Source organism: Pseudorhizobium flavum, assembly GCF_044142885.1.
GTDB classification, from domain to species: domain Bacteria; phylum Pseudomonadota; class Alphaproteobacteria; order Rhizobiales; family Rhizobiaceae; genus Neorhizobium; species Neorhizobium flavum.
Map to the genome: position 1 here is coordinate 119232 of NZ_JBIOKZ010000005.1, position 20481 is coordinate 139712.

20 protein-coding genes are annotated in these 20481 nt (G+C 62.4%); 13 read left to right on the plus strand and 7 right to left on the minus strand.

Annotation, left to right across the window (positions count from 1 at the left end):
• Window positions 1-170: 170 nt before the first annotated feature.
• Together clpX and clpP are read right to left on the minus strand one after the other, a co-directional pair.
• Window positions 171-1448 (minus strand): ATP-dependent Clp protease ATP-binding subunit ClpX, encoded by a 1278-nt coding sequence (gene clpX / locus ACEPP2_RS11665; RefSeq protein WP_052637898.1) that lies wholly within the window; start codon window positions 1446-1448, stop codon window positions 171-173.
• Between the two features lie 273 nt (window positions 1449-1721).
• Entirely contained in the window at window positions 1722-2354 is a 633-nt protein-coding gene (gene clpP / locus ACEPP2_RS11670; protein ID WP_077547161.1) for an ATP-dependent Clp endopeptidase proteolytic subunit ClpP, read from the minus strand.
• 320 nt (window positions 2355-2674) lie between these two features.
• Between clpP and ACEPP2_RS11675 the strand changes: the two genes are divergently transcribed.
• From ACEPP2_RS11675 to ACEPP2_RS11685, 3 genes are all read left to right on the plus strand, one after another.
• The gene (locus tag ACEPP2_RS11675; RefSeq protein ID WP_395516703.1) at window positions 2675-3928 is read left to right on the plus strand and encodes a GGDEF domain-containing protein; all 1254 of its coding nucleotides are present in this window, start codon (window positions 2675-2677) and stop codon (window positions 3926-3928) included.
• 101 nt (window positions 3929-4029) lie between these two features.
• Window positions 4030-5787, plus strand: a complete 1758-nt coding sequence (gene ggt, locus ACEPP2_RS11680; protein ID WP_395516704.1) for a gamma-glutamyltransferase — start codon at window positions 4030-4032, stop codon at window positions 5785-5787.
• A 46-nt stretch (window positions 5788-5833) separates the two neighbouring features.
• Window positions 5834-7081: a cytochrome P450 gene (locus ACEPP2_RS11685; protein WP_395516705.1), complete on the plus strand. Its 1248-nt coding sequence runs from the start codon at window positions 5834-5836 to the stop codon at window positions 7079-7081.
• Here the strand turns inward: ACEPP2_RS11685 and ACEPP2_RS11690 are convergent, their stop codons facing one another.
• Both ACEPP2_RS11690 and ACEPP2_RS11695 read right to left on the minus strand, forming a co-directional pair.
• Complete coding sequence (locus ACEPP2_RS11690) at window positions 7082-7426, minus strand: cupin domain-containing protein (RefSeq protein WP_395516706.1); 345 nt, start codon at window positions 7424-7426, stop codon at window positions 7082-7084. It lies immediately after the preceding gene.
• A 5-nt stretch (window positions 7427-7431) separates the two neighbouring features.
• Window positions 7432-8715 carry an O-acetylhomoserine aminocarboxypropyltransferase gene (locus tag ACEPP2_RS11695; protein ID WP_395516707.1) on the minus strand — a complete coding sequence of 428 codons (1284 nt, stop codon included), beginning with the start codon at window positions 8713-8715 and terminating at the stop codon, window positions 7432-7434.
• Between the two features lie 114 nt (window positions 8716-8829).
• Here ACEPP2_RS11695 and ACEPP2_RS11700 point away from each other — a divergent pair, with 114 nt between their 5' ends.
• Window positions 8830-9255 (plus strand): DUF6455 family protein, encoded by a 426-nt coding sequence (locus tag ACEPP2_RS11700; protein WP_395516708.1) that lies wholly within the window; start codon window positions 8830-8832, stop codon window positions 9253-9255.
• Window positions 9256-9259: 4 nt separating this feature from the next.
• Here ACEPP2_RS11700 and ACEPP2_RS11705 read toward each other — a convergent pair whose 3' ends face one another.
• The gene (locus ACEPP2_RS11705; RefSeq protein WP_152340439.1) at window positions 9260-9688 is read right to left on the minus strand and encodes a CoA-binding protein; all 429 of its coding nucleotides are present in this window, start codon (window positions 9686-9688) and stop codon (window positions 9260-9262) included.
• Window positions 9689-9845: 157 nt separating this feature from the next.
• Between ACEPP2_RS11705 and ACEPP2_RS11710 the strand changes: the two genes are divergently transcribed.
• The 5 genes from ACEPP2_RS11710 (at window position 9846) to argC (ending at window position 13486) form a co-directional block, all read left to right on the plus strand.
• On the plus strand, window positions 9846-10271 hold the full coding sequence (locus tag ACEPP2_RS11710) for a PaaI family thioesterase (RefSeq protein ID WP_142587014.1): 426 nt from the start codon (window positions 9846-9848) through the stop codon (window positions 10269-10271).
• A gap of 222 nt (window positions 10272-10493) precedes the next feature.
• A complete protein-coding gene (rplM, locus tag ACEPP2_RS11715) occupies window positions 10494-10958 on the plus strand; it encodes a 50S ribosomal protein L13 (RefSeq protein ID WP_281977538.1) in 465 nt (154 codons plus the stop codon).
• A gap of 2 nt (window positions 10959-10960) precedes the next feature.
• Complete coding sequence (rpsI, locus tag ACEPP2_RS11720; protein WP_281977539.1) at window positions 10961-11428, plus strand: 30S ribosomal protein S9; 468 nt, start codon at window positions 10961-10963, stop codon at window positions 11426-11428.
• A gap of 110 nt (window positions 11429-11538) precedes the next feature.
• Window positions 11539-12492: an agmatinase gene (gene speB, locus ACEPP2_RS11725; protein ID WP_077547152.1), complete on the plus strand. Its 954-nt coding sequence runs from the start codon at window positions 11539-11541 to the stop codon at window positions 12490-12492.
• Between the two features lie 64 nt (window positions 12493-12556).
• On the plus strand, window positions 12557-13486 hold the full coding sequence (gene argC, locus ACEPP2_RS11730; RefSeq protein WP_395516709.1) for an N-acetyl-gamma-glutamyl-phosphate reductase: 930 nt from the start codon (window positions 12557-12559) through the stop codon (window positions 13484-13486).
• Between the two features lie 50 nt (window positions 13487-13536).
• On the opposite strand, the gene ACEPP2_RS11735 is transcribed toward argC, so the two are convergent.
• Window positions 13537-14637 (minus strand): COX15/CtaA family protein, encoded by a 1101-nt coding sequence (locus tag ACEPP2_RS11735; protein ID WP_281977672.1) that lies wholly within the window; start codon window positions 14635-14637, stop codon window positions 13537-13539.
• Between the two features lie 144 nt (window positions 14638-14781).
• Between ACEPP2_RS11735 and ACEPP2_RS11740 the strand changes: the two genes are divergently transcribed.
• Both ACEPP2_RS11740 and ACEPP2_RS11745 read left to right on the plus strand, forming a co-directional pair.
• Window positions 14782-14997, plus strand: coding sequence for a DUF2842 domain-containing protein (locus ACEPP2_RS11740; protein WP_077547150.1), 216 nt, complete (start codon window positions 14782-14784; stop codon window positions 14995-14997).
• A 116-nt stretch (window positions 14998-15113) separates the two neighbouring features.
• Window positions 15114-16322, plus strand: a complete 1209-nt coding sequence (locus ACEPP2_RS11745; protein ID WP_139346160.1) for a GNAT family N-acetyltransferase — start codon at window positions 15114-15116, stop codon at window positions 16320-16322.
• A gap of 12 nt (window positions 16323-16334) precedes the next feature.
• Here the strand turns inward: ACEPP2_RS11745 and ACEPP2_RS11750 are convergent, their stop codons facing one another.
• Window positions 16335-18506 (minus strand): GumC family protein, encoded by a 2172-nt coding sequence (locus ACEPP2_RS11750; RefSeq protein WP_395516710.1) that lies wholly within the window; start codon window positions 18504-18506, stop codon window positions 16335-16337.
• 162 nt (window positions 18507-18668) lie between these two features.
• Here ACEPP2_RS11750 and ACEPP2_RS11755 point away from each other — a divergent pair, with 162 nt between their 5' ends.
• Together ACEPP2_RS11755 and ACEPP2_RS11760 are read left to right on the plus strand one after the other, a co-directional pair.
• Window positions 18669-19244, plus strand: coding sequence for a polysaccharide biosynthesis/export family protein (locus ACEPP2_RS11755; protein WP_395516711.1), 576 nt, complete (start codon window positions 18669-18671; stop codon window positions 19242-19244).
• A 6-nt stretch (window positions 19245-19250) separates the two neighbouring features.
• The gene (locus tag ACEPP2_RS11760) at window positions 19251-20411 is read left to right on the plus strand and encodes a glycosyltransferase family 4 protein (protein WP_281977545.1); all 1161 of its coding nucleotides are present in this window, start codon (window positions 19251-19253) and stop codon (window positions 20409-20411) included.
• The last annotated feature ends 70 nt before the right edge of the window (window positions 20412-20481 follow it).

A 20481-nucleotide genomic window follows, 5' to 3' on the forward strand; every position in this document is an offset into this window, starting at 1 on the left:
CGTTCGCGCCTGTGCACGCAGGTTCGCCGATTCCTAAACCTCATTCATAGCGACTAAACGGATCCAAGCGAAGCACAATGCGCAGGATCAGAAAGGCGCAGGCTGTGAAACAGGCTACAGAACGAAAAAGAGGCCCGCGAGGGGCCTCTTTTGAAACGATCTTTGCCTTCTCAGGCGGACACGTTCGCCTTTTCCTCCTGCCGTTCGGCGTAGATGTAGAGAGGACGGGCACTGCCCTTCACTACATCGTCGGAAATGACGACTTCACGGACGCCTTCCAGCGCTGGCAGTTCGAACATGGTGTCGAGCAGGATCTTCTCCATGATCGAACGAAGTCCGCGGGCGCCGGTCTTGCGGGTGATGGCCTTGCGGGCGATCTCGCGCAGGGCGTCCTCGTGGAAGGTGAGTTCCACGTCTTCCATCTCGAAGAGGCGCTGATACTGCTTCACCAGCGCGTTCTTCGGCTCGGACAGGATCTGGATCAGCGCATCCTCGTCCAGGTCCTCGAGCGTTGCCAGAACCGGCAGACGGCCGATGAATTCCGGGATGAGGCCAAACTTGACCAGATCTTCCGGCTCCAGTTCGCGCAGGACTTCGCCGACGCGGCGATCGTCTTCCGCCTTGACCGTCGCGCCGAAGCCGATCGAGGTCTTCTCGCCACGGGCGGAGATGATCTTGTCGAGACCGGCGAAGGCCCCACCGCAGATGAACAGGATGTTGGTCGTGTCCACCTGCAGGAATTCCTGCTGCGGATGCTTGCGACCGCCCTGCGGCGGAACGGAGGCGACCGTGCCCTCCATGATCTTCAGCAGCGCCTGCTGGACGCCCTCGCCCGATACGTCGCGGGTGATCGAGGGGTTGTCGGACTTCCGGGAGATCTTGTCGACTTCGTCGATGTAGACGATGCCTCGCTGGGCGCGCTCGACATTGTAGTCGGCAGCCTGCAGGAGCTTCAGGATGATGTTCTCGACATCCTCACCAACGTAACCGGCTTCCGTCAGGGTCGTGGCGTCGGCCATGGTGAAGGGAACGTCGATGATCCGGGCGAGCGTCTGGGCAAGATAGGTCTTGCCGCAGCCGGTCGGGCCGACCAGCATGATGTTTGATTTCGCGAGCTCGACTTCACCGCCCTTCGAGGCATGGGCCAACCGCTTGTAGTGGTTGTGCACCGCCACCGAGAGGATGCGCTTCGCCTGCTGCTGGCCGATCACGTATTCGTCGAGGACCTTGATGATGTCCTGCGGTGTCGGCACGCCGTCGCGCGACTTCACCATGGAAGACTTGTTCTCTTCCCGGATAATATCCATGCAGAGCTCGACGCACTCATCGCAGATGAACACCGTCGGACCGGCGATCAGCTTGCGGACTTCGTGCTGGCTCTTGCCGCAGAACGAACAATACAGAGTATTCTTGGAGTCGCCGCCGTTGCTGCCGCTGACTTTGCTCATATCACTTTCCTTCCAGCACTCCGCCTTCCCGTTGCCGGGAGCGGTCCACTCATTGGCCGGCACCGGAACCACCCGGTATGATGTGCCGGCTTTGCCCGGGGTACTCTACCGTTCCGGAGGCATCTCCTTCTCGGCGGCAACGAACCCCCATCAACGAATGCTATGCAGCAAAGCTCTACACAGCATTAACAAGTACTAATACCGCTTTCCGATGCCCGCGAAACCCCTGCCTGTGTAACATAGGGGTGACAGCGCCGGTAAGCCGGCATTACCTCAATCCGCGGAACCGCCTTCGAGTTCCTGGCGCGAGGTAAGGATCTTGTCGATCACGCCCCACTCCTTGGCCTCATCAGCATCCATGAAGTGGTCGCGATCGAGCGTCTTTTCGACTTCCTCGTAGGTCCGCCCGGTATGCTTCTCGTAGACCTCGTTGAGGCGTCTCTTCATTTTCAATATGTCACGAGCATGGCGTTCGATGTCCGATGCCTGCCCCTGGAAGCCACCCGAAGGCTGGTGGACCATGATACGGGAGTTCGGAGTCGCAAACCGCATGCCTTTCTCACCGGCTGCAAGCAGCAGCGAGCCCATGGACGCAGCCTGACCGATGCACAGGGTCGAGACGGCGGGTCTGATGAATTGCATGGTGTCGTAGATCGCCATGCCGGCAGTCACGACGCCACCCGGCGAGTTGATATAGAGGGCGATCTCCTTCTTGGGGTTCTCCGCCTCGAGAAAGAGAAGCTGGGCACAAACCAGGGACGCCATGTGATCTTCCACCGGCCCCGTCAGGAAGATGATGCGTTCCTTCAGGAGCCGCGAGTAGATGTCGTACGACCGCTCGCCGCGATTGGTCTGCTCGACGACCATCGGCACCAGAGCCATGGCAGTATCGACGGGATTTCTCATGTCAGTCCTTTGTCACGCTTTTCCGGAGGGGGAAGCCCCAGAATCAGATGGAATAGGTCAACCCCTACATAGAGTGTCAACACCGGGCACTTCAAGACGGCGGCGGCGTTATCCTTAACCATCCGGGCTGTGTGCCTTGTAACCGATCTTGCGGCTCGATGGCGGTCCGACGGCACGCGGCGAGCGCCTACCACAGCTTTGTCCCGGAACGTGGTAAACTGAACCTGAACGCACAATGTGCCCGATCGAGGCTTCGGCAACACGTCCTTAAACAGTGGCGGCTATAGCTGGCAGCACAGAGGCTGAAGAGGGATCTGGAGATGGACATCTTGACCGGTCTGGTCGTTTGGGCAGCGCAGGCAACGACGCTGAGCCTCCTTCTCTTCGTATGGTGGATGCGTGACCGCAGCCAGATGTTCAAGTTGAGCTGGAGCTTCGCCTTTGCCCTCCTCGCCGGCGGACTGTTGCTGGTGGGCCTGCGCGGACAGATCGCGACATTCCTGTCGGTCGAGATCGCCAACACAATGCTGCTCGCGTCGATCGGGCTGCTGATCGGCGGCATGCAACAGTTCGATGCGAAACGGATAGACCCCTATATCGCCGTTCCTGCCCTGATCTGGGTCGGTGGGATGCTTCTTCCCTTCATCCGCGAAGACTTCAGCGCCAGGGTCATCCTCTACAACGTCGCTGCCAGCATCGGCTTTGCCATGTTCATCGCCATCGTCCTGCACATCCGTAGCGGGCGCACCTGGGCGAGACGGCTGCTGGCTGGCGTTCTCGGCATCCACATCGCCTCCAGCCTTACGAATGCGGCCATGGCCGCACTGTCGGTCGCGACGTCCTTCTCGACCATGCCCTCGCCTGCCTTTGTGCTGCTTCCCGGCGCTTTCTGCTTCGTCGCCGCAGTGCTGACAGGAGCACAGATGATGACCGAGCGATCCGAAGAACGGCTGAAGGCGCTTGCGTCGACAGATCCGCTGACCGGCATCCTCAATCGACGGGGCCTGATCGACGAGTTCCAGACGCGGTGTTCGGCCGTCGTCCCGGACAAGCCCCTTGTCGCCCTCCTGCATTTCGATATCGACAATTTCAAACAGATCAACGACCGCTACGGCCATCAGGCAGGCGACGGCGTTCTGGTCGCCTTCTCCCGCCTTGCCTCGATTTCACTTTCTCCCCGCGGCGCTTTCGGGCGCATGGGCGGTGAAGAATTCGCCTCGGTGTTGCGGGTGGCCGACATGGTGGAGGCAGCCAGCATTGCCGAAGGGCTTCGGATGACGCTTGGGCTTCAGACACTCTCTGCAGGCGAGCATCGCTTCGGCGTCACGGTCAGCGTGGGCATCGCACTGAAGCCGGCAGCCGAGGCAGATCTCGACCACCTTCTCAGCGCAGCAGATCGCGCTCTCTACGCTGCAAAAGCGGCGGGCAGAAACTGCACGGCGGTGGAGCAAGGCAACGCGGCAACGATCATTCCCTCGGCGGCAATGCTTACCAGGCATGAGATGGCGCTCGAGATCCACGCGAGCGAACAGGTCGCGACGCTCAGGCGACTGAGTGCGGTGGCGACATCCTGATAGCACGTCACCTCTTGCCGTCATCGGTTCAGGCCCCACATCCTCCCAGGACATGCGGGTAGCCAGCGATCGCCATCGATGGCCAACGGCGGGAGCACGACATGCAGTCACTTCGCCTATCAGGCATCATTCTGAGCCTTCTCCTCACAACCAGTTCACCTTCCGCGCAACAGGCGTCCGACGCCCTTGCACCAGAGGCGGCTACGCGAACGGCGACAGCCGAACGGGCGGAGGCAAAGCGGTTCATGGTCGCCGCCGCCAACCCTCTCGCTGCAGAAGCCGGGCGAGACGTACTGGCTGATGGCGGAAACGCAATTGACGCCATGGTCGCCGTGCAGACGGTGCTGGGCCTTGTGGAGCCGCAGAGCTCCGGCCTCGGTGGCGGTGCCTTCCTCGTCTACTACGACGCATCATCCGGCAAGATCATCACGTTCGACGGGCGAGAGACGGCCCCGATGGAGGCGACACCGAAGCTCTTCCTGGACGATCAAGGACAGCCGCTGAAATTCATGGAGGCCGTGGTCGGTGGACGGTCCGTGGGCACACCGGGCACAGTCAAGCTGATGCACGAGGTTCATTCGCGGCTTGGCACCTCCGAGTGGTCCGGGCTGCTCGACCCGGCCATCAAACTGGCCTCCGAGGGGTTCGAGGTCTCCCCCCGCCTGGCCTCGCTCGTCGCAGCCGAAGGCGACAAGCTGAAGACCCATGAGAGCACCACGAGCTACTTCTTCGACGAGGCCGGCGCACCGCTGAAGGTCGGTAGTGTCCTGAAGAACGAGCCCTATGCTGAGACATTGAGGGCGATCGCCGCAGGCGGCGCAGAAGCCTTCTACGAGGGCGCCATTGCCGAAGCAATCGTCAAGACGGTAAGGGAGGCGACGGGCAACCCCGGCGTCCTCTCGCTCTCGGATCTGGCAAACTATCGCATCAAGGAGCGCGAGGCCGTCTGCATCACCTACAGAGCGCTCGACATCTGCGGCATGGGACCGCCCTCCTCGGGCGGCGTCGCCATAGGGCAGATGCTGGGCGTTCTGGAGAACTTCGACCTCCGCAACCTTGGGCCGCGCAACCCGGAAAGCTGGCGGGTGATCGGCGACGCACAGCGGCTCGCCTTCGCCGATCGCGAGCGCTACCTGGCCGATACCGATTTCGTGTCGGCGCCGATCAAGGGCCTGCTTTCGAAGGAGTATCTGGCGGAACGAGCATCCCTGCTGGACGCCGACAAGGCGCTTGCTCCAGATGCCGTCAAGGCCGGGGAGCCGGAATGGGATCACGCGCTTCTCTTTAGCGATGGGGAAGCGATCGAACTGCCTTCGACCAGCCATTTTTCCATCGTCGACGCGGACGGCAACGTCGTCTCCATGACGACCACGATCGAGAATGGCTTCGGCTCGCGGCTGATGACCAAGGGCTTCCTGCTCAACAATGAGCTGACCGACTTCTCCTTCAAGACCCACGATGCCGGAGTACCGGTCGCCAACCGTGTGGAGCCTGGGAAACGGCCGCGCTCGTCCATGTCGCCGACGATCGTGATGAAGGACGGCAAGCCACTTCTCGCAATCGGCTCGCCCGGCGGCAGCCAGATCATCGGCTATGTGGCCCAGGCGCTCATTGCCTACATCGACTGGCAGATGCCGGTCGAGGAGATCGTCGCCATGCCGCATCTCGTCAACCGCTTCGGTACCTACGACCTGGAGGCCGGCACCTGGGCGGAAGATCTCGCCGGGCCGCTCAAGACACTGGGCTACGAGGTGAAGCTCGGCGACATGACCTCCGGTCTCCACGTGATTGAGCTGACGCCCGACGGTCTTGCCGGTAGTGCCGACCCGAGGCGCGAGGGCGTGGCACTCGGGGAGTAGTCGGAGGCTCTTTCGGAGGTTGAGAGATTGCGGTAGGCCTCTGGCCATGACCGATATACCCTCCTTCCTCCACATCGATCCCGCCACCCGCCGTGTCTCGCTCAATGGGCGGGACCCTGCCTTCTACGGCGACCCGAACCGTGTCTATGCCGCGCTTCACCAGCACTGCCCGACCTTCTATTGGGAGGAGCAGAGGCAGTGGTTCTTTACCGGCTATGACCACGTCAACGCACTGCTCCGCGACCGTCGGTTCGGACGGCAGATACTCCACATTGCCAGCCGCGAGGACCTGGGGCTGCCGGAACCGCAGCCGCATCTGGCGAACTTCGACCTTGCCGAGCGTCATTCGTTGCTGGAGATCGAGCCCCCGGAGCATCCGCGGCTCCGGACGCTGGTGAACCGGGCCTTCGTGTCGCGTCACATCGAACGGCTGCGGTCGGAGATCGCCGCACTGGCGGAGCAACTGATCGACAGCTTCGAGAAGGACGGAAGGGCTGAACTACTTTCCTCCTTCGCGGACATCATTCCCGTGACAATGATCGCGCGGATGATCGGCATTCCCGACGAGATGGGTCCGCAGCTCCTCAAATGGAGCCACGACTATGTCGGCATGTACATGTTCAAGCGGACCCGCGAGGACGAGCTTGCCGCCGACCGCTCGGCGCGGGAATTCGCCGACTACGTGAAGACGCTGATTGCAGAGCGCCGGAACGCCCCGCGCGACGATCTGCTGAGCCACATGATCCATACGGAGCACAAGGGGCAATATCTGAGCGAGGACGAGTTGGTCTCCACCACGATCGTCCTCCTCAATGCCGGCCACGAGGCAACCGTCCACCAGATCGGAAATTCCGTACGCGTCATCCTGAAGAGCGGCCTTCCACCTGCGGAGATGTTTCGTGACGAGGCGGTGACGGAGCGGACGGTCGAGGAAACGCTGCGTATCTGCGCTCCCGTCCACATCTTCCAGCGCTGGGCTCTGGAGGACGTCGAGGTCGACGGCGTTGTCCTTAAGCGCGGGGACAAGGTGAGCCTCATTCTCGCCGCCGCCAATCTCGATCCGAACAAGTTCGCCGAGCCGCTGGTCTTCAACCCGGAGCGGCAGGAGGCTCCCAACCTCTCCTTCGGCGCCGGCATCCATTTCTGCATCGGTGCGCCGCTCGCCCGGCTGGAGCTCAATACGGTGCTGCCGATCCTCTTCCGCCGCCTTCCCGGCATCCGGATGGCCGAGACCCCGCGCGTGAAGGATGTCTATCACTTCCACGGCCTGGAGCGGCTTGATCTGGCCTGGTGATCAGAGCCTGATCACATAGTCCTTGCGAGTCGTTTCAACGACTTCCCAGGTTCCCTTGAAGCCGGGTCTGAGAACGAGGCGATCGCCCGCCCGGAGGTGGAAGGCTTCGCCTCCCTCCTCCGTAACGACCGAATACCCCTCGAGGATGTGGAAGTACTCCCACTCCTCGTAGACTATCCGCCATTTGCCCGGCGTCGATTCCCATACGCCGGCATAGAGGCCGCCCTCCGCCTCCTCGAAATTCCAGGTCCGGAACCTCGGATCACCCGAGATCAGCCGGTCGGGCGCCGGAGCGCCCTCCTCCGGCTTGATCGAAGACAGGTCGAAGCGGAGCGCGGCGGACATGGCGCTCAGATCTTCGCGAGCGACTGCTCGAGGTCGGCAATGATATCCGACTGGTCCTCGATTCCGATCGACAGGCGCACCACGTCCGGCCCGGCGCCTGCGGCGACCTGCTGTTCTTCCGAAAGCTGGCGGTGCGTGGTCGAGGCCGGATGGATGACGAGCGAGCGGGTGTCTCCGATGTTGGCGAGATGGGAGAACATCTGCAGGCCCTCCACGAAGGCCTTGCCCGCGTCGTAGCCCCCCCTTAGCCCGAAGGTGAACACGGCACCCGCACCCTTTGGCGAATAGCGACGCTGAAGGGCGTTGTTGGGATCGTCCTCCAGACCGGCATAGTTCACCCACGCGACCTTGTCGTGCCCCTTCAGCCATTTGGCGACCGCCAAGGCATTGTCGCAATGGCGCTGCATGCGCAGCGGAAGCGTCTCTATACCGGTCAGGATCAAGAAGGCGTTGAAGGGCGAAATCGCCGCGCCGAGGTCGCGAAGGCCCAGCACCCGGCAGGCGATCGCGAAGGCGATATTGCCAAAAGTCTGGTGCAGCACGACCCCAGCATATTCCGGCCGCGGCTCCGAGAGCATCGGATATTTGCCGGAAGCGGACCAATCGAAGGTGCCGCCATCGACGATGATGCCGCCCATTGAATTGCCGTGGCCGCCAAGGAATTTAGTGAGCGAGTGGATGACGAGATCCGCGCCGTGCTCCAGCGGACGAAGGAGATAGGGGCTGGCCATCGTGTTGTCGACGATCAGCGGCAAGCCGTGGCGGTGCGCGACATCGGCGATGGCCGCAATATCGACGAAGGTACCGCCCGGATTGGCGAGGCTTTCGATGAAGACGCCCTTGGTGCGCTCGTCGACCAGGCTCGCAAAGCTCTCCGGATCAGCAGGATCGGCCCAGCGCACCTCCCATCCGAAGTTCTTAAATGCATGGCCGAACTGGTTGATCGAGCCGCCATAGAGCTTGCGGGCAGCAATGAAGTTGTCGCCCGGCTTCATGATCGTGTGGAAGACGAGCATCTGCGCCGCATGTCCGGACGCCACTGCGAGTGCCGCTGTACCGCCTTCCAGGGCCGCAACGCGCTCCTCCAGGACCGCCTGCGTCGGATTCATGATGCGGGTGTAGATATTGCCGAACTGCTGCAGGCCGAAGAGAGCCGCCGCATGATCCGCATCATTAAAGACGAAGGAGGTCGTCTGGTAGATGGGCGTCGCCCTGGCCCCGGTGGTCGGGTCGGGTTGGGCGCCCGCGTGAACGGCCAGCGTTGCGAAGCCCGGATTCTGCGTGGTCATGTCGTCCTCCTCCTGCGGAATTCATCGGGCCACAACAAAGCGTTTTGGTTGATCCCGATCAAGGAAATTCCGTCCCGTGGCGCTAGCCTTTAAAAAAGAAGAGAGGAGTCCGTCATGCAAACGGTACCACATTCATCCGGGACGATTGCCTCGCGCCTGCTGAACTGGTGCGCAAAGGCTTGGGAGGCCACGGTCGAAGGCGACGTCATCGGCAGCCTGGATGACCAGGCCCTGCGAGAAATCGCCCGAGATTGCTGCGTGACGCCAGATCAGTTGCTGCAACTGGCAAAGGCGGGACCCCACGCGGCCGATGAGATGATCGCACTGATGACGGCTCTCAACATCGACCCGGACGAGGCAGCCCATGCGCATGCCTTCCAGTTCCGCGACATGCAGATCACCTGTTCCGCCTGCACGTCAAAGGACCGCTGCCGAAGGGACCTGGCTCGTCACGCTGCCGATCAGGAATATATCCACTATTGCGGCAATGCCGAACACCTGAACGGCATGCGCGCGGAGCCGGATCTGCTGATCGCCTGAGGCGTCAGCCCATCAGCCGGGGATACTCGATCGCCGGGCACCGGTCCATGACGACCTTCACACCGGCGGACTCCGCCTTGGCTGCGGCGTCGTCGTCCCGCACGCTCAACTGCCCCCAGATCACCTTAGGCTTCTGCGGCAGGGCGAGCGCCTCCTCGACGACGCCGTCCAGGTATTCGGCGGCGCGGAAGACATCCACCATGTCGACCGGTTCCGGAATGTCGGCAAGCTTGCCATAGACCTTCTGCCCGTGGATCTCCTTGCCGGCCTGCCCGGGATTGACAGGAAACACGCGGTAGCCCTTCGACAGCAGGAACCGCATGACGCTGTTGCTCGGCCGGTCCGGGTTGGGTGACGCGCCGAGCAGCGCGACCGTCTTCGTCGTCTTGAGGATGTCGGTGATGTAGGCCGGATCATAATTGTCGTGGTTCATCGGTTCCTCCAGGGCTCGTTCATCTCGATCTAGATTTAGGGTCGATATCGCCCGATACATCCCCTCCACGGAAATCGCCTGTGCTCGAAACGAGAGACTGGCCAGTTCGGCAATCGCTGCTAGAAGTGCTTTGAACCACGAACAGGCGGGGTAGTGCATGCAGCCGGTCATGACATTGGATGAGATTCACGATTTTCTGGACCGGGAGTTTCCACAGATTCACATGGATGGCCGCGTGCTCGAGATCACGGATGTCCGTCCCGCGGGCCTGACCATGCGTTTCGATCCGGCGGACCGTCATCTGCGACCGGGTGCGACAATTTCGGGCCCCGCCATGTTCATGTTGGCGGACGTGGCCGCCTACGCGGCAATCCTTGCACATGTGGGTCCTGTGGCCCTCGCGGTCACCACCAGCCTCAACATCAACTTCCTGCGAAAGCCGAAGCTGGCCCCGCTCTTTTGCGACTGCCGCGTGCTGAAGCTCGGTAAGCGGCTGGCGGTCATCGATACCGTAGTGACGCAAGGAAAAGCGGAAGAGCCGGTCTGCCAGGCGACCGCCACCTACTCCATCCCGCCTCGATAGATTGTGGTATCCAAAAACCACATGGATAACAGCTTGATTTTTCTTCTTAATTTTTTGCGCCGTCAGACCATGCATTCTTGACGGTAAAAACGGCCACCGGTATAAGCACTGCAGATTGCTGACCCTCACCGGTCGGCATTCTTTTTGGCGCCTCGCCGCCGAATTCAAGCAACAAGAAACGTCCCCGCTTTCGAGCATGGGGATCCAGCGGAAAGATACACAATGTCTACTTTCGTTCAGAAGCCTGCAGAGGTGGAGAAGAAGTGGGTGATCATCGACGCCGAAGGGCTCGTCGTCGGTCGCCTCGCCACCATCGTCGCCAACCGCCTGCGCGGCAAGCACAAGGCCACGTACACCCCCCATGTTGACGACGGCGACAACGTCATCGTCATCAATGCCGAGAAGGTCGTCCTGACCGGCAAGAAGTACACCGACAAGAAGTACTATTGGCACACCGGCTACCCCGGCGGCATCAAGGAGCGCACTGCACGCGCCATTATCGAAGGCCGCTTCCCGGAGCGCGTCGTCGAGAAGGCTGTCGAGCGCATGATCCCGCGCGGCCCGCTCGGCCGTCGCCAGATGAAGAACCTGCGCGTCTATGCCGGTTCCAACCATCCCCACGAAGCACAGCAGCCTGTCGCTCTCGACGTGGCATCGCTGAACAAGAAGAACGTAAGGAGCGCCTGATAATGGCCGATCTCTCCTCTCTGAAGGATCTCGCTCCGGCGGCCGAAAGCCAGGCTCCGGTTCACGTCCGCAAGGTCGACGCGCAGGGCCGCTCCTATGCGACCGGCAAGCGCAAGAACGCGGTCGCCCGCGTCTGGGTGAAGGCCGGCTCCGGCAAGATCGTCATCAACGGCAAGGACTACTCCGCTTACTTCGCGCGTCCGGTCCTGCAGATGATCCTGCAGCAGCCGATCGTCGCCTCGAACCGCGGCGGCCAGTTCGACATCATAGCAACGGTTGCTGGCGGCGGTCTTTCCGGCCAGGCCGGTGCTGTCCGTCACGGCATCTCCAAGGCGCTGACCTATTTTGAGCCGGGCCTGCGCTCGGTTCTCAAGAAGGGTGGCTTCCTGACCCGCGACTCGCGCGTCGTCGAGCGCAAGAAGTACGGCAAGGCAAAGGCCCGTCGTTCGTTCCAGTTCTCCAAGCGTTAATCGCTGCCGGACTTCGGAATGCAGACAAGGCGGGGCTTCGGCTCCGCCTTTTCTTTTGGCATCTGTCGTTCAAGACTCCGCTCAAACACGCTCAATCAGGTTCGCGCGTCATGCCCGGAAAGACCATCGACCACGCCTTCACCGCAACGGGCCTGACGTCCGCCGCGACCGACCCGACCTATGCCGGCGCTCTCTCCTTCATGCGCCGAAGGTTCAGCAAGAACGTCAGCGGCGCAGATGTGGTCGTCTGGGGCATCCCCTTCGACGCTGCCACATCCAACCGACCCGGCGCCCGCTTCGGACCGCAGGCGATCCGGCGCGCCTCCGCGATCTTCGACAACGACCCGCAATATCCTTTCGACCGCGACCTCTTCGCAGAGATGGCGGTGGTGGATTATGGGGATTGCCTGCTCGACTACGGTAACCACCACGAAACACCCGCGACGATCGAGCGCGAGGCCGCGGCGCTGATTGCCAAAGGTGCCTTCCTGCTCACCCTCGGCGGCGACCACTACATCACCTGGCCGCTCCTGAAGGCGCATGTCGCGCGGCATGGGCCGCTGGCGCTCGTCCAGTTCGACGCCCATCAGGACACCTGGTTCGACGACAACCGCCGTATAGACCACGGCTCCTTCGTTGCCCGAGCCGCCCGGGAAGGCCTGATCGATACCAGCCGCTCGATCCAGATTGGCATACGCACCCATGCGCCGGAAGATTGCGGCATCCGCATCCTCTACGGTCATGAGGTGGAAGAAATGACGGCAGGCGAGATCGCCGAGACCATCCTAGGGCATACGCAGGACGCACCGGCCTACCTCACCTTTGATATCGATTGCTTCGATCCTGCCTTCGCTCCCGGCACCGGAACACCGGTCGCAGGCGGGCCGTCAAGCGCGAAGGTGCTGTCGGTGCTGCGCAAGTTGCAGGGGCTCGATATCCGCGGAGCCGACGTCGTGGAAGTTGCGCCTGCCTATGACCACGCCGATGTCACCGCCATTGCTGGGGCAACGGTCGCCATGTATATGCTCGGGCTTCGGGCCGAGCGGCTTGCCGAAGGGCGTTGAAACAGCCGGCGGAAGCGCGCACAGTATTTGGCCCCAGGGCTACTGAACAGACAGGACTGACAAGATGGCGAAGATCTTCATCGACGGCGAACACGGCACAACAGGCCTGCAGATCCGCACGCGCCTGGCTGCCCGCCGCGACGTGGAGCTTCTATCGATTCCGGAAGCTGAGCGGCGCAATGCGGCGATGCGCGAGGACCTGCTGAACAGCGCCGACATCGCTATCCTCTGCCTGCCCGATGATGCTTCGCGCGAAGCGATCGGCATGCTCTCCGGCAACAATCATGTGCGGGTGATCGACACCTCGACCGCCTATCGGGTTGATCCGGCCTGGGCCTATGGTTTCGCCGAAATGGACAAGGCCCAGGCGGCGAAGATCCGGGATGCACGCTTCGTCGCCAACCCGGGCTGCTACCCTACCGGCGCTATCGGGTTGATCCGGCCGCTGCGGGCCTCCGGCATCATCCCCGACGGCTACCCGGTCACTGTCAATGCGGTGTCCGGTTATACCGGCGGCGGCAAGCAGATGATCGCCCAGATGGAGGATGCAAGCCGCGAGGATGCCATTACCGCCAACCACTTCCTCTACGGCCTCAACCTGAAGCACAAGCATGTGCCGGAAATGACCGTGCACGGCATGCTTGACCGGGCACCTGTATTCTCGCCATCCGTCGGACGTTTCCCGCAGGGAATGATCGTCCAGGTCCCCCTCTTCCTGGAGGATCTCAAGAACGGCTTCACGCGGGAGAGCATCCACAAGGCTCTGGTCGCCCACTATTCCGGCCAGGACGTTGTCGAGGTGGTGGGACTGGAGGAGATGAAGTCGATCTCCCGCATCGACGCCGAGGAACTGGCCGGCCAGGATACGATGAAGCTTTTCGTCTTCGGCAGCACCGGTGGCGATCACGTCAACCTGGTGGCCGTGCTCGACAATCTTGGCAAGGGCGCCTCGGGTGCGGCGGTCCAGAACATGGACATCATGCTCTCTGCGTGACCCCTGCCGAACGGAATTCGAAAAAAGGCCGCTTCCGCGGCCTTTCAGCTTCAGTTCCGCACTTCCACCCTCACCTCGCGCGGATACTCTCCAAGGAAGCCCCGCCAGTGAGCGACTGCAAAGCCAAGTACGATGAACGCCATGCCCTGGTGCAGCAGCGCCGTATGGAGGTGGACCTGCGTCAGCAGGGTCATGATACCGACCACCGCCTGGAGCAGGATCAGGCCGAGTAGTACCACGGAACGACGCGCGTGGGTCGTACGGGGCGCATCCGCCAGCATCGTCACCATGTGCCAGAGAGCGACCAGAAGCAGCGTGTAGGCGCCCACACGATGGACGAACTGCACGGTCTTGGGATTTTCGAACAGATTGATCCACCAGGGCTCCTGGATAAACAGCCCGCCCGGGACGAGAGCGCCATCCATCAGAGGCCAGGTGTTGTAGGTAAGTCCGGCATCCAGTCCGGCAACCAGGGCACCGAGATAGATCTGGATGATGCAGAGCACGGCAACCGCTATGGCTCCGGCCTTGCCGCGCCCAGCGGGCGCGCGATCGTCGCTGTGCGGCGCCAGTCCTCTCATGATCCAGACGCAGGCGGCGAAGATCAGGCAGGCGATGGTGAGATGGACCGCCAGACGGTACTGCGAAACGCTTGTGAGCTTACTCAGCCCCGACGACACCATCCACCAGCCGATGAAGCCCTGGAAGCCCCCAAGCGCCAGAAGCCCCACCAGCGGCCGACGAATACGAGGCTCGACCCGCCCCGTCAGCCAGAAGAAGGCAAGCGGCAGGGCGAAGATCAGGCCGATCCCGCGCGCAAGGAACCGGTGCGCCCACTCCCACCAGAAGATCGTCTTGAACTCGTCGAGCGACATCCCCTTGTTGATTTCCTGATATTGCGGAATGCGCTTGTAGAGCTCGAATTCCTCCTGCCACTCCTCGACGGATAGCGGTGGGACGACCCCATGGATCGGCTTCCACTCGGTGATGGAGAGGCCGGAACCCGTCAGCCGCGTCGCGCCACCGACGATGACGAGACAGAGCAGCGTGAAGATTACGACGCCGAGCCAGATGCGCACCATCTTGCGGTCGCGGTCGCGCTTCTGCGTTCGTCCATGGACTTCCACTGCTGTTACGTCGGCCGCTGACATCATCGCTCCAGGGAATGGCAAGGCAGTCAAAAACGCCTCGATCAAAGCCGTTGATTTGCCCCATGCACCCATGCAAAACAAGCCCCGGTGCTTTGCGGCATGCCGTCGCGGGCGTGCCATGCGCCGACCTCAGGAGAGAAGATCATGCCGCCAAGGCTGCGGAGTTTCATCGGAACGATCCTGATCATCTTCCTGGTGATCATCTACGCCCTCGTTGCGACAACGATCGCTACCTTGACGCTCGCCAACTACCCCTGGTGGGTCCACCTGCTCTACTTCCTGTTTTCCGGCCTGTTGTGGATCCTGCCGGCGATGCTCATCATCAAGTGGATGGCAGGCCCGGTCAGGAAGAACGACTGACGACGCGTTCGGCGGAAGTTAACCACACCCAGCAAAGTTCCTTGGCCCTGGAAGCCTCGTAAACTCTGCTGCAAGTGAGGCAGACTATCATCGCATCCATCAAATCGGGTGACGAGATGTTGCGTCAGAACCTCCAGGCCCAGGGCCATGTTCAGAAGGCGTCGGCCGCCGGACCGCCTGCGCCATTCGACGTCTATTCCCTGACGTTCGATATCCTGGATGCCCCGGAAGTGGTGGAAGCGGAATGGCGGGAACTTGCACGGCTACCGCATAATTCGCTTCACCAGGGTTTCGACTGGTGTTGTGCGTGGTGGCAGGCGGAGCAGCGGACGCCGCTGATTGTTCGTGGTCGCGCCGAAGGGCGAACCGTCATGCTGCTGCCGCTCGAGCTGAGAACCGAATACGGACTGCGTACCGCGCGGTTTCCGGGCGAGAGGTTCAACAATGTCAACAGCAGCCCGACCAGCGCAGACTTCCTGCCGCTCGATCCCAAGGCTTCGAGCCGACTGGTCGAGGCTCTGCGCAAGGCTCTGGCGCCGCAGGCCGATCTCCTCGTTCTCGATACGATGCCCCTTTCACTTGCGGGGGCGAAAAGTCCGTTTCACGCTTGGATGACATCCGAACACCCAGACCGTTCCTTCCAGCTCCCCCTCAAGGCAAGCATGGACGAAACGATCGCGCAGTTGAACGCGAAAACCCGACGCAAGCGGTACAGGCAACAGTGCCGGCGGCTCGAAGCCCTCGGCGGTTTCCAGCACTACTGCCCGGACGAGGCGAGTGAACAGCACGCCCTGCTCGATCTCTTCTTCGATCAGAAGTCGGAACGGCTGGCGGCCGCCGGCCTGCCTGACGTCTTTCGTCCGCCACAGGTCCGTCGCTTCTTCCATGACCTGATCGACAGATCCGTCGGAACCCCTGGCTATCCCCTGAAACTGCATGCACTGCGGCTGGCAGACGAGGAGCGTAGCATCGTCGCCATCAGCGGATTGTCCCGCAAGGGAGACCACGTCCTTTGCCAGTTCGGTTCCATCGACGACAAGCTTTGCCCGGACGCAAGTCCGGGTGAGCTTCTCTTCTGGCTGATGATCGAGCAGGCCTGCGGGGAAGGTGCGGCAGTGTTCGACTTCGGCCTGGGAGACCAGCCATACAAGCGCAGTTGGTGCACGCAGGAGACGATCCTGTACGACGTTCTCCTGCCGCTGTCATGGAAGGGTCGCCTGATTCGGCCAACCCTTGCAGCTATCGGCGGCCTGAAAAGGGCGATCAAGAGGAATGCCGTCCTCTATTCGTGGGCGCAACGCCTGCGCTCCCGGCTGGTTCGATAGGACCGCTTTACTTCACGCCGCGCGGCGCCCGCTTGGGACGGTAGCATCGGACGCCATGACCAGGAGATTATCGTAACCGGCATTCCGGTAACCGTCCAGCGTTGCGGAAAAGCTTTCACTGTGGGCATCGGCGATGGAGAAAATGATTTCGGTATCGCGCCCACGGCTCAGGCGCGACACCCCCTCGACATCGGCTGCCCCGCATTCGACCAGCACATGGTCATAGGCATCGGCAAGTGCGTCGATGATCATGGACAGGCGGTCGATGCCGCGCATGGCAGCCACGGCATCGGCATTGCCCTGTGGCACGATATGCGCGTCAGAAAGGCGGTCACGATGAATGGCCTCGCCGAACGCTGCTTGCCCGCACAACAGGTCAGTGACACCCGGCAATGTTCCGGCTCCCATCAGCCGGCTCGGGCAAGCCGAGCCCGTCATGTCGATCAGCACCACGGTCTTGCCGCGATCGGAAATGTCCCGTGCCAGCATCACCGTGGCGGTGGACCCCTTGTCGCCTTCCGGTGACACAGCAAGTGCAACCGAGACGTCGTAGCGCGTCAGGTAATTCGCCACCGTCTCGATATTGAAGGCTTCGTCCGCATCCTCAGCATCCGGCCCAGGCACGGCTGGATCGACTTCGGTCGGTTCTTCTGTCGGCACAGGCTGCTCGTTCTGCAACCTCGCATGGATCTGGTCGAACTCCGCGGCGGCATCCGCCTGCATCCGATGGACGAGATGTTCGTCACCCTCGTCCCGCATCTCTGGTTCGATGCCAGCAGAAGCCTGCGAAGGCCGCAGCGCCCTGCCCGAGAACAGTTCGCCGAGCATGGCGGCGATGGCGCCCAGCACGAGCGTCGCGAGTGATAGGACGATCACGATCGGCACGACCTTGGGGAAGTAGGGTTCCTGAGGCTCGATGGCGGTGGAAACGATGCGGGCATCGGCGGGCGCCGCGCCGGGTTCCTGCCGCGACGCGGCCTCGCGGTAGCGGGCAAGGTAGGTCTCCAGCAGTTGCCGCTGCGCCGCCGCCTCCCGTTCCAACGCGCGAAGCCCCACCTCGTCCTCGCCGGTGCGGGCAGAGTCTGCCTTGATGGTGTTCAGCTGCTGGATAAGCTGTGTCTCACGCAAGCGGGAGACCTCTGCCTCATAATCCAGGCTGGCCAGGATCTTCTGCGTCTCCGCCTCGATCTGTCGGCGGATTCCCTGAAGCTGTGCCCGCAGCCCCTTGAGACGGGGGTGGTTTTCCAGGAGCACGGTCGACTGATCAGATATCTGTGCCTGGAGGTTCGCCTCGGTCTCCTTCAATCGCTGGATCACCTGGGAACCCACGACATCCGTCAACGTGTCCGATGCACGACCTGCCTCCAGCGCCGCACGCACGTTCTGCGCCCGTGCCTCGGCATTGGCCCGCTCTCCCCGCACCCGCGCGAGCTCGTTGGAAATATCGTTGAGTTGCTGGGCCGCAAAACTGCCGCTCTGGCCAGTCTGGAAGAGGCCGGCTTCGGATCGGTAGTCGGCAACCTTGCGCTCGGCTTCGCGTACCTTCTCCGTCAGCGCCGCGATTTCCGGCTCGAGCCATTTGGCTGTGTCGGACTGCGTGTCCAGCTTGGCGCCGCTTTCGAGCGCCAGGTAGACTTGCGCCATCTTGTTGGGAATGGCCGCGGCGAGCTTCGGATCATGCGATGAGAACTCGATCGCGATGATGCGCGAGTTCTCGATCGGATAGACCTTCAGCTTCTCCCGGAACTCGCGGACGACGCGTTCCTCGGGAGCGACCGATAAGGGGTCCTGCGCCAGCCCGAGCAGGACGAAAGGACCGGGGAACAGCGAGTGTCCATCCGGATCGAATTCGGCGATCTCGTGCAGGCGCAGATCGCGCGCAACCTGCTTGATCAGGTCGCTCGACTGCAGGACCTCCGCCTGGCTCGTGATGTTGAGTGTATCGAGGACCGGGTCATTGCCGGACGCGGGCGCCTGGCCGGCGCTGAGGTTCGGGGATCGGGATTCGATCAGGATCCGCGCCTCGCCGCGGAAGCTCGGCGCCATCATCGTCGTTCCAACGAATGCGAGTCCTGCCGCCAGTGCAGTGGCGGCAAGCAACCGGCCCCTGCGCTGCCACACGGCAGAGAAGAGCCGTCCCAGGTCGATATCTGCATCCTGATCGTTGCCCATCACGCCCGACATATCGAAGCTCCAACCTCGTCAACGGGCGCAATGGTAAACCACCATGGTAACGCGAGGGTTAATGGACGGCGGGACAAGGGCAACCGCATCTGCCTTTACCGGGCGTTAACCATGTTCGACCGATAAAAGGGCATCCATCTGCGCAGCCGGAGCATGCCGCGAATGTCATTCGCCAGTCGAAAAAGCCTCACGACAGTCGCCCTGGTCTCGATTGCCACGGCGCTTGCGGCCTGCTCCACCTCCCAGCCTGCGCCGAAGTCGTTCGACCAGGCAGCGGTGCAGCCCTACCGCCTCGACAGTGGCGACCGGTTACGGATCACCGTCTTCGAACAGCCCGGCCTCTCCAACACCTACACGGTCGACCAGGCCGGCTACATTGCCTTCCCACTGATAGGCCAGGTCGCGGCGCGAGGCGAGACGCTTCCGGCCCTTGAGGGAGCCATTGCGACTCGCCTGAAGCAGGGCTACCTGCGCGAACCGGACGTAACGATCGAAGTGGATCGCTATCGCCCCGTATTCGTGATGGGCGAAGTCGGCCGTCCCGGCCAGTATTCCTACGTGCCGGGCATGACGGCGCAGAATGCCATCGCCATTGCCGGCGGCTTCACCCCGCGTGGGAACCAGCGGGACGTGGACGTGACGCGCAAGATCAACGGACGCGTATTTACGGGTCGAACCGAGGTATCGAGCCCGGTGCTCGCCGGTGACACAATCCACGTCCGCGAGCGGCTCTTCTGAGCCGTCATGGAACAATCGCGGTCATTGCGGATTCTGCACTGCTTCCGGTCTCCGGTCGGCGGCATCTTCCGCCATGTTCGCGATCTCGTGGAGGAGCACCACGCTGCGGGGCATGCGGTGGGCATTCTCTGCGACAGCTCGACTGGCGGCGCCCATGAGGAGCGCATGTTTGATGCGGTCAAGCCGCATCTGGCGCTTGGCCTGACTCGCATCCCCATGCGCCGGGCGATCTCGCCCTCCGACATTCCGGCGCTCTACCGTGCCTACCGGCACATCCGGAGCCTGCAGCCCGACATCCTGCATGGCCACGGAGCCAAGGGCGGCGCAATGGCCCGTCTGATCGGCTCCGCCCTGAAGCTCAACCAGCTCCCGGTGACACGGCTCTACTCGCCGCATGGAGGTAGCCTCCATTTCGATCCCGGCCAGCTTTCCGGAAAAATCGTCACCCGGTTGGAACGCCTGCAGGAGCACTTCACGGACGCCCTTGTCTTTGTCTGCGACTACGAGCGAAGGACGTATCAGGACAAGATCGACGCGCCGCGCGTGCCGTTCCGGGTAATCCTCAACGGCGTCAGGGACAGCGAGTTCGAGCCCATTACGCCTAGGGCCGATGCAGCCGATTTCCTCTACATCGGCATGCTCCGCGACCTGAAGGGACCGGATGTCTTCATCGACGCCTTCGCACGCGCCGAACGCCTCATCGGGCGCCCCTTGTCAGGCCTGGTCGTCGGGGATGGTCCCGATCATGATCGCTACATGACCCTGATCGCCGAGCGCGGGCTTTCGCGGCGGCTGCGGATGCTGCCTGCCATGCCTGCGCGCGAGGCCTTCGCCATGGCTCATATCGTCGTCGTTCCCTCGCGCGCCGAAGCCATGCCCTATATCGTCATCGAGGCGCTGGCGGCTGGCAAGCCGGTGATCGCGTCGCGAGTGGGCGGCATACCGGAAATCCTCGGTAGCGACAGCGAGGCGCTTTCAGTGCCCGGTGACGCCGCCGATCTGTCACGTATCATGGCCGACGCCATGTCCGACGGAGCCTGGCGGGATCGGGTGATGCCGAGACCCGAAGCCTTTCGCTCCGCCTTCTCGACATCCGCGATGGCGAGCCAGATGCTTAGCCTTTACGGGGAACTCGCAGCACCTCCGAGCTCCGCCACGACATCCTAAAGCGTTTCTTAGCAACTTTCTGCTAGTCCGGACGATGACGGAACCCGGCGCCGCGCGCGCATGCGCATGC